General features: G+C 41.7%; 6 protein-coding genes. 1 reads left to right on the forward strand and 5 read right to left on the reverse strand.

Going from position 1 to position 7,783, the window contains the following annotated elements:
- Window positions 1–982: 982 nt before the first annotated feature.
- From PX482_RS20560 to ileS, 5 genes are all read right to left on the reverse strand, one after another.
- Complete coding sequence (locus tag PX482_RS20560) at window positions 983–1,486, reverse strand: NAD(P)H-quinone oxidoreductase subunit J (protein ID WP_002760978.1); 504 nt, start codon at window positions 1,484–1,486, stop codon at window positions 983–985.
- Complete coding sequence (gene ndhK, locus PX482_RS20565) at window positions 1,487–2,230, reverse strand: photosynthetic/respiratory NAD(P)H-quinone oxidoreductase subunit K (protein ID WP_002760976.1); 744 nt, start codon at window positions 2,228–2,230, stop codon at window positions 1,487–1,489. It abuts the gene before it with no gap.
- 47 nt (window positions 2,231–2,277) lie between these two features.
- On the reverse strand, window positions 2,278–2,640 hold the full coding sequence (gene ndhC, locus PX482_RS20570) for a photosynthetic/respiratory NAD(P)H-quinone oxidoreductase subunit C (RefSeq protein WP_002739390.1): 363 nt from the start codon (window positions 2,638–2,640) through the stop codon (window positions 2,278–2,280).
- 589 nt (window positions 2,641–3,229) lie between these two features.
- A complete protein-coding gene (locus PX482_RS20575; RefSeq protein WP_002760972.1) occupies window positions 3,230–3,592 on the reverse strand; it encodes a hypothetical protein in 363 nt (120 codons plus the stop codon).
- A gap of 107 nt (window positions 3,593–3,699) precedes the next feature.
- On the reverse strand, window positions 3,700–6,558 hold the full coding sequence (ileS, locus tag PX482_RS20580; protein WP_288122957.1) for an isoleucine--tRNA ligase: 2,859 nt from the start codon (window positions 6,556–6,558) through the stop codon (window positions 3,700–3,702).
- A gap of 209 nt (window positions 6,559–6,767) precedes the next feature.
- On the opposite strand from ileS, the gene PX482_RS20585 reads away from it, so the two are divergent.
- A complete protein-coding gene (locus PX482_RS20585) occupies window positions 6,768–7,340 on the forward strand; it encodes a Uma2 family endonuclease (RefSeq protein ID WP_002760969.1) in 573 nt (190 codons plus the stop codon).
- The last annotated feature ends 443 nt before the right edge of the window (window positions 7,341–7,783 follow it).

The following is a 7,783-nucleotide window of genomic DNA, read 5'->3' on the forward strand; positions in this document are numbered from 1 at the left end:
ATTATTACTACTAATACTATCCATAAAGGGTGTCTTTTTCCTTGATCTTTCCGAAAGTCCTTGACTTGTTTCAGTTTTTCTATTAAGCTCAACATATATTTTAAAAGTTGGCGGTCACTTCTCATTTTACCTGATAGTGATCGCTTTTACTTTTGATATTCTGATGGGAGAATGAAACAGCCCTAGGGTTCTACCCCCCAAAAGCTTGGATTGAGTGATAAAACCGAAAGTAACGCCCGATTTTAGCCGAGAGTGTCCCCGTAAAAATCCCAACTTGGTAGATTTACAAAAATGAGATGCACCCCTTTTTGATTTCAAAAAAGTCTAAAAATATCGGTTCTTCGTTACTTGGTATGGTTCGATAGGGGGCATAAATCGACTAAATCCTTATAGGGCAAGAGACTCAATTGATTAGCTCGTTCTAGATAGAAAACAATTGGCAAAAATCGAAGCAATGTCTTTCTATGTAAGGGTTTTATCCTTTATAACCCCCGTCCATTGCATAACACAAACCGAAGAGCCATATTATCCAACAAGGTTTTTAGATTTATTCAGCAAACCCTAAATAGTCAACAGCAAAAATCGGGCTAGAAATATCTTCTAACCCGATATTAAGTGGGTGGGTGGAATTAAATATAAGATGAACGTAGGTTGGGTTGAAGCATGAAACCCAACGCCTGATTATGTTACGCTACCGCTAACCCATCCTACAAATAATTTTGCCTCCCTACTTAGGGTCTGCTGAATAATGGTAAAACCCTTTTAAAATAAGGCTTTTGACCTGTTAAAATCCGATGTTAGTGCTAGAAAATCGGATTGGGCCCCTCAAAAACCTTGCATTATTCTCCTTATAGTACAAAATTAGTACGTAAAGAGAGGGCAACAAAGCCTGAAACGACCGGCTCCTGACGACCGGCTACTGACTCCTAACCCCACCAACAAACTTTTTCAGCAAACCCTACTTAGTGATTAAATTCTCGACTTAGTAAGCGTCCTGTAGTTCGTAGAATTCGGGAGAAACGTAGTCTTTGCGTAGAGGCCAACCGACCCAATCTTCCGGCATTAAAATCCGTTTCAGGTGGGGATGTCCTTCATAAATAATGCCGAACATATCATAACTTTCTCGTTCTTGCCAGTCAGCCGCTTTCCAAATCCAGTAAACCGAAGCAACCCGGGGATTATCTCGAGGAAGAAAGACTTTTAAGCGCACTTCCACGGGACTATCGACATTATCGGTTACTTTGACCAGATGATAGAAACTAACCAATTCTTTCCCTGGTCCCAAATCGTAAGCGCCCTGACATTGGAGATAATTAAAACCATAAGCGTATAAAGCAGTGGCCAGAGGAATTAAAAAGTCTGGTTCTACTTTAATCAATTCCACACCACTATGGTCAGCTTCTAAAGCTTGATGCTCAAAACCATTTTCGCTTAACCAAATCGAAGTGGGGCCAGCTTGCACAATAGCTGTCGTTTCTTCAGTCATTTAGATTTCTTCCTTTTGTTTCGTGGTCAAAAGAGCGGGGGGAACAGGCATACCAGTGGCTTCTAGTAACTCTTTCGGGGGTGCTTGACGGGTGGCCGATTGCAGATATTTACCCGTAAGAATCGGTTCCGTAGCCTGCATTTTATGGGTGGTGCTGTAATAACGATTGGTTTGCTGGAGGACAGTCCCGCGTTCTTGAATAGATTCGTTAGCGACTTTTTTCCGCAGTTTAATAATCGCGTCGATAATCGCTTCCGGACGGGGGGGACAACCGGGTATATAGACATCCACGGGGATAAGTTTATCTACCCCTCTAACTGCGGTGGTGGAGTCGCTGCTGAACATTCCCCCCGTAATCGTACAGGCACCCATGGCGATAACGTATTTAGGTTCCGGCATTTCTTCATACAGACGCACCAAAGCGGGGGCCATTTTCATGGTGATTGTACCGGCAGTGATGATTAAATCGGCTTGCCGGGGACTAGAACGGGGAACTAAACCAAAGCGATCGAAATCAAAACGGGAACCAATCAAGGCTGCGAACTCGATAAAACAGCAGGCTGTACCGTATAGCATCGGCCAAAGACTTGACAAACGCGCCCAGTTATACAGGTCATCAACGGTGGTAAGGATGACATTTTCCGATAAATCCTGGGTAACTTTGGTGCGTTCGATGGGATTGAGGATTTTTTCGCTTTGTTGTTCGATAATTTGCTTAAATTCGCTGGTAGGGTTGGGACTCATCCGGTTATCCTCTCATGAAAAGTCAAAAATAAGGAAAATTATGGCCTTTATGACCATTCTAAGGCTCCTTTCCGCCAAGCATAGACGAGAGCAACCACAAGGATAGCAATAAAGATCAATGCTTCTACAAAAGCTAATAGGCCCAATTGATTGAAAGCTACTGCCCAAGGGTAGAGAAAGACGGTTTCCACGTCAAAAACCACGAAAACGAGGGCAAACATATAATAACGAATGTTAAACTGAATCCAAGCACCGCCGATCGGTTCCATCCCCGATTCATAGGTGGTACGTCTTTCTGGACCGCCACCACTAGGCCGCAGGACTTTGGAGGCAGTTAGGGATAGGATTGGTACTAAACTGCAAGCGAGCAGAAATCCTAGAAAATACTCGTAACCTTTGAGGACAAACACTGGGTTTTTTTTCTCCTTATTCGCTATCGACAGGGGAAGTTGTCGGCATCTCTATGGGTACTTATTATAGAGGCTTTAGCAACCCGTCTCCTTCTCAAAAGCAGCATTGAAGATGTTTATCGATACCATTAGCCAATCGTCGGGTCAAACTTCGCTTCTGTCCGTGCTTTGCTCTTAACTCTGACGGGGTGACAAGGAAATGACCGTAATGGACTGCTGACTATCCAGATTACTCGTTAAGACTGCATGGGAGTGCCAGAGTTGCCAGTCCGAGCATTTGTACTAAAATTTCCGATAGGCAGTCTAAATTAGGAGAAATGCTGTCAGACCCACTATACTTTGTTAATGCACCCGCTCAGAAAAGCAATCGCTTTATTTTGGCTCTGGGAAATGGACTTGCGATCAAGTATATCAGGATGGATATTTTTTTACCGTTGAAAAGGGTTAATTAGATTTAATTTACTAAGCCAATTAAAATCATCAATTTTGTTTCAGTGATCTTAACCAAGTTTCTGACATAACTATCTCCTCAAAGTTGAGTAGCTTGTTTATGAAGCCAACTTTTCAGACTTTTATACGCTGATAACCACTATTTGTATTCATCGTCATTTGGTTCACCGCTGGAATAACCCATAGTTATAAAATTTTGACTAGGTTTTTCTACTATATTAATCCATTTTCTCACCTCTGGAAAATTTTGAACTCTCGAATAGAGACGATTATGACGTTTTAAAGCAGTTGTCAAACTGTGACCCGGATTAGTTATAGTATGTCCGGGGTTATTGGAATCAGTTTTCCATTCTTGACTGGATACCGAAGCTAAGATCATAGATTTCAGAAAACATTCGATCGTAATACCTCCAAAGTGCATAGCAGCTATTTTCCTATTAGATTTACAAAGTATTTCTGTATCTTGATGACGTTGTAAAAAAGCTGATTGGTAATCTTCCATCCCTAATTATCTATTCGCTAGAGTTAATACCTGTGAATAAGTTTTTTTTTAGCTGAGGATTAAACAAGGGTACTTTATTAGACAATAAAGCACCCTTTTAATTTAGCTTAGAACTCTCCTTTTAAAGCGGCATTACAGCGCTCACAAATAGTGGGATCATCGGCAAATTTTCCCACTTGAGTCGAATAATTCCAACAGCGATCGCATTTTTCGCCGTCCGCTTTGACAATTCCCACCGAAACAAAGTCCGATTCTCCTTTATATTCGGCGGTTTGAATTGCGCTAATATCACTAACTAATTCCACTTGAGAAGAGAGAAATAGATAACGCAATTCATCGACTTTATTCCCCGTTAAACTCTCACAATTGTTGAATAATTCCAACTCCTGTTGTAAGGTTTCATCGGGAACATAAAGTAAAACTTTTGCCTCTAAAGAAGCACCGATCGCTTTATCATTTCTGGCAGTTTCCATCACCTTATTAACTTCGGTGCGTAGCTGCCGGAATTTCGCCCATTTATCGGCCAATTCGCGATTATTCCAAGCAGGATCGATGTTTAGCCATCCTGACTCAAATACCGATAAATAAGGAGTTTTGTAGGGGAGAAATTGCCAGATATCTTCCGCTAGATGAGAGAGGACAGGAGCGATCGCTTTAGCGAGATTTTCTAAAGCAATAGCATAGACTGTTTGACAACTGCGACGACGGAAAGAATTAGGATCAGAAATATATAAACGATCCTTAGCGATGTCGATATAAAAGTTAGATAAATCGACAACACAAAAATTCTGTACCGTCTGGAAAAAGCGGAAAAATTGGAAACTTTCAAAAGCTGCCGTTACTTCCGTAAACACCTCCGAGATACGATGTAACATATAGCGATCAATCTCCGGTAGCTCTTCATAAGCTACCGCATCTTTAACGGGATCAAAATCATTTAAACTCCCCAGTAAAAACCTGGCAGTGTTACGGATTTTATTACGGATATCTACCAACTGTTTAAGAATATTTTGACCGATATTCACATCATTGGTATAGTCCACCGAGGACACCCATAACCGAATCACATCCACCCCATAAGCGGGTTCTTTTTTCTGGTCTTTACCACCATTAATGATCACATTGGGATCGATGACATTCCCCAGAGATTTACTCATTTTTCGTCCCTGTTCATCCAAAACAAAACCGTGAGTTAACACCGTTTTATAGGGAGCAATACCATTAGCAGCGACACTGGTTAATAAACTCGATTGAAACCATCCCCGATGCTGATCCGATCCTTCTAGATACATATCCGCAGGATAACTTAATTCTGGTCGAGCATTAGCCACCGCATTCCAACTAGAACCAGAATCAAACCACACATCCATAGTATCCATTCCCTTGCGATAACTGCGACCATTATTGCGATAACTGGGAGGTAACAATTCCTCTACGGATAACTCCCACCAAGCATTAGAACCCTTGACTGCGAAGATAGCTTGAACGTGATTAATCGTCTCCTCCGTTAACAGAGGTTCATTCGTTTCTTCGTCATAAAAAACAGGAATAGGAACCCCCCAACTGCGCTGACGAGAGATACACCAATCGCTTCTTTCACTAACCATAGAAGTGATGCGATTCTTACCCGTTGCAGGAATCCAACGCACCGAATCAATTGCTTCTAAAGCTAATTCCCGGAATCCTTCCACGGAAGCAAACCATTGTTCTGTTGCGCGGAAAATTGTCGGTTTTTTGGTTCTCCAATCGTAGGGATATTTATGCTGATATGCTTCTTCTTTGAGTAAGGCACCCTTTTCTGTCAGTGCTAAAATGATTGCTTCATTAGCATCTTTCAAGACATTTAAACCCGCAAATTGTCCCGCTTCTGCGGTAAAATTTCCCTGATCATCCACGGGAGAAAGTATCGGTAAACCGTAACGTTGACCGACGATATAATCTTCCTGACCATGGCCGGGGGCCGTGTGAACTAATCCGGTACCGGAATCAGTGGTGACATAATCCCCACCGATGAGAATCGCACTTTCTCTGTCAAACAAAGGATGACGATATTTAGTATGTTCTAATTCCAGACCTTTAACCGTTGCTTTAATCGTCAAAGTCCTGTTAAAAGTGTCGGCCAATTTTTCGACTAAATCCGTCGCTACAATTAGATAATTAGACTCGCTAGTTTCCACCACTGAATAGTTTAATTCTGGGTTTAATGCGACGGCCAAATTCCCGGGTAAAGTCCAGGGGGTAGTCGTCCAGATAGCGACGGATAAATTAGGCAAAAATGGCCTTAAAACCGGGGTTGAAACTGACGTAATCGGAAAAGCAACATAGACACTGCGGGAAGTGTGACCTTCGGGATATTCTAATTCGGCCTCAGCTAAAGCGGTTTGAGAACTAGGACTCCAGTGAACTGGTTTTAGTCCCCGATAAATATAACCTTTTAGGGCCATTTTTCCGAATACGGCAATTTGAGCGGCCTCGTATTCAGGTTTTAGGGTTAAATAGGGATTTTCCCAGTCTCCCCAGACTCCATACCTTTTGAAACCTTCACACTGTTCTTTTTGCGTTTGAAGGGCAAAATCGTGGGCTTTCTGACGTAATTTCAAAGGGGTTAGACCCTCTTTTTCTGAGCTTTTGAGACTTTGTAAAACCTTTAGTTCGATCGGCAACCCGTGACAATCCCAACCCGGCACATAGCGCACTTTGTAGCCTTGCAGCAGTTTATATTTATTGATAATGTCTTTGAGAATTTTATTTAAAGCATGACCGATATGCAGAGACCCGTTAGCGTAGGGGGGACCATCGTGGAGAATAAATAATTCTTTGGGGTTATTTTGCGCTAATTTCTCGTATATTTGCTCATCTTGCCAGAATTTCTGGATTTCTGGCTCGCGTTTACTGGCATTTGCTCGCATATCAAAGTCAGTTTGAGGCAAATTAACGGTATCTTTGTAACTTTTAGCGTTGGACATTCTGGCAAACCTATGGATATCAATCGTTTTTGGGATTCATTCCTAAATAACGTCCCTTTGAGAGTCGTTATCTCTATTCTGTCACATAACTGTAATACAAATATTACAAGTGACAATCATTGATCTATAAGTCTAGCGAGATTGAGTCCAAGAGCGATGATTCCGAAAGGCTATAATTTAGTTATTCGAGGATAGGGAGCATGGGGACGATGGTGACGAATCCTAATTTTTTTTATGTCTCTCCAGAAGTGTATCTAGAAGGGGAAAGAGTCAGTCCGATCAAGCACGAGTACCGAAAAGGACGGATTTATGCAATGGTAGGGGCAAAAAAGCCGCATATTGTCTTAAATACCAATCTAGCTACTTTATTGAATATCCATCTCGATGATAGTCCCTGTCTTGTTCTCACTTCCGATATCAAAGTCCGGTTAGAGGAGGCAAATTGTTATTATTATCCCGATATTGCGGTGGTTTGTGACGAGAGAGAGATTAACAATACCGATGATTTTATTCTCTATCCCGTTCTGATTATTGAAGTATTATCGAAATCTACGGAATCCTTTGATAGGGGTGATAAATTTAGCGATTATCAAACCTGTCCCACCTTAAAAGAATACATTCTTATCCATCAAAACCAGAGGAAAATTGAATGTCACCGTCGCGAGGATTCTGGAATCTGGAAAGAACAGATCTATGAAGCCGGGGATGCGGTAGAATTCACCAGTGTAGGATTCCGGGGATCGCTCGCTTCTATCTATCGCAAAGTCCCCGGTTTGGTATGATTACAATTCTTTTTTGACATCGCACTTTTATGTCTCTAGGGATAGGGGTAGATCTGTCTCCCTTTGCCTAAAAACCGAGATTATCAAGCATTTAATTCTATTTGTCAAACCTGTAGGAAGTTTTCCTTTTGGGTAGCTGTTCGTCAATACCAAATTAGGTTATACTTTATGTTTATGGGAAAGGCTGTAAATTGCGATCAAAAAACAGAAATTTAGCGATCGCTGTTAGTTCCCAACTGCCCTAGGGAACAATAAACATAGCTGAAAGACAGCACTCGATCGTGTAAGGTCAGGGCAAACCCTAATTAGGGCTTGCTGAATAAATCTAAAAACCTTGTTGGATAAGACTTTTGGACTTTTTTCCCCTCAAAAAGTACCAGATATGGGAGTGATCAGGGGGAAATTCAGGGACTTTTTCCCTGAAAATTAGGTAATTGACCCCC

Source organism: Microcystis sp. M53602_WE12 (assembly GCF_030065455.1).
GTDB classification, from domain to species: domain Bacteria; phylum Cyanobacteriota; class Cyanobacteriia; order Cyanobacteriales; family Microcystaceae; genus Microcystis; species Microcystis aeruginosa.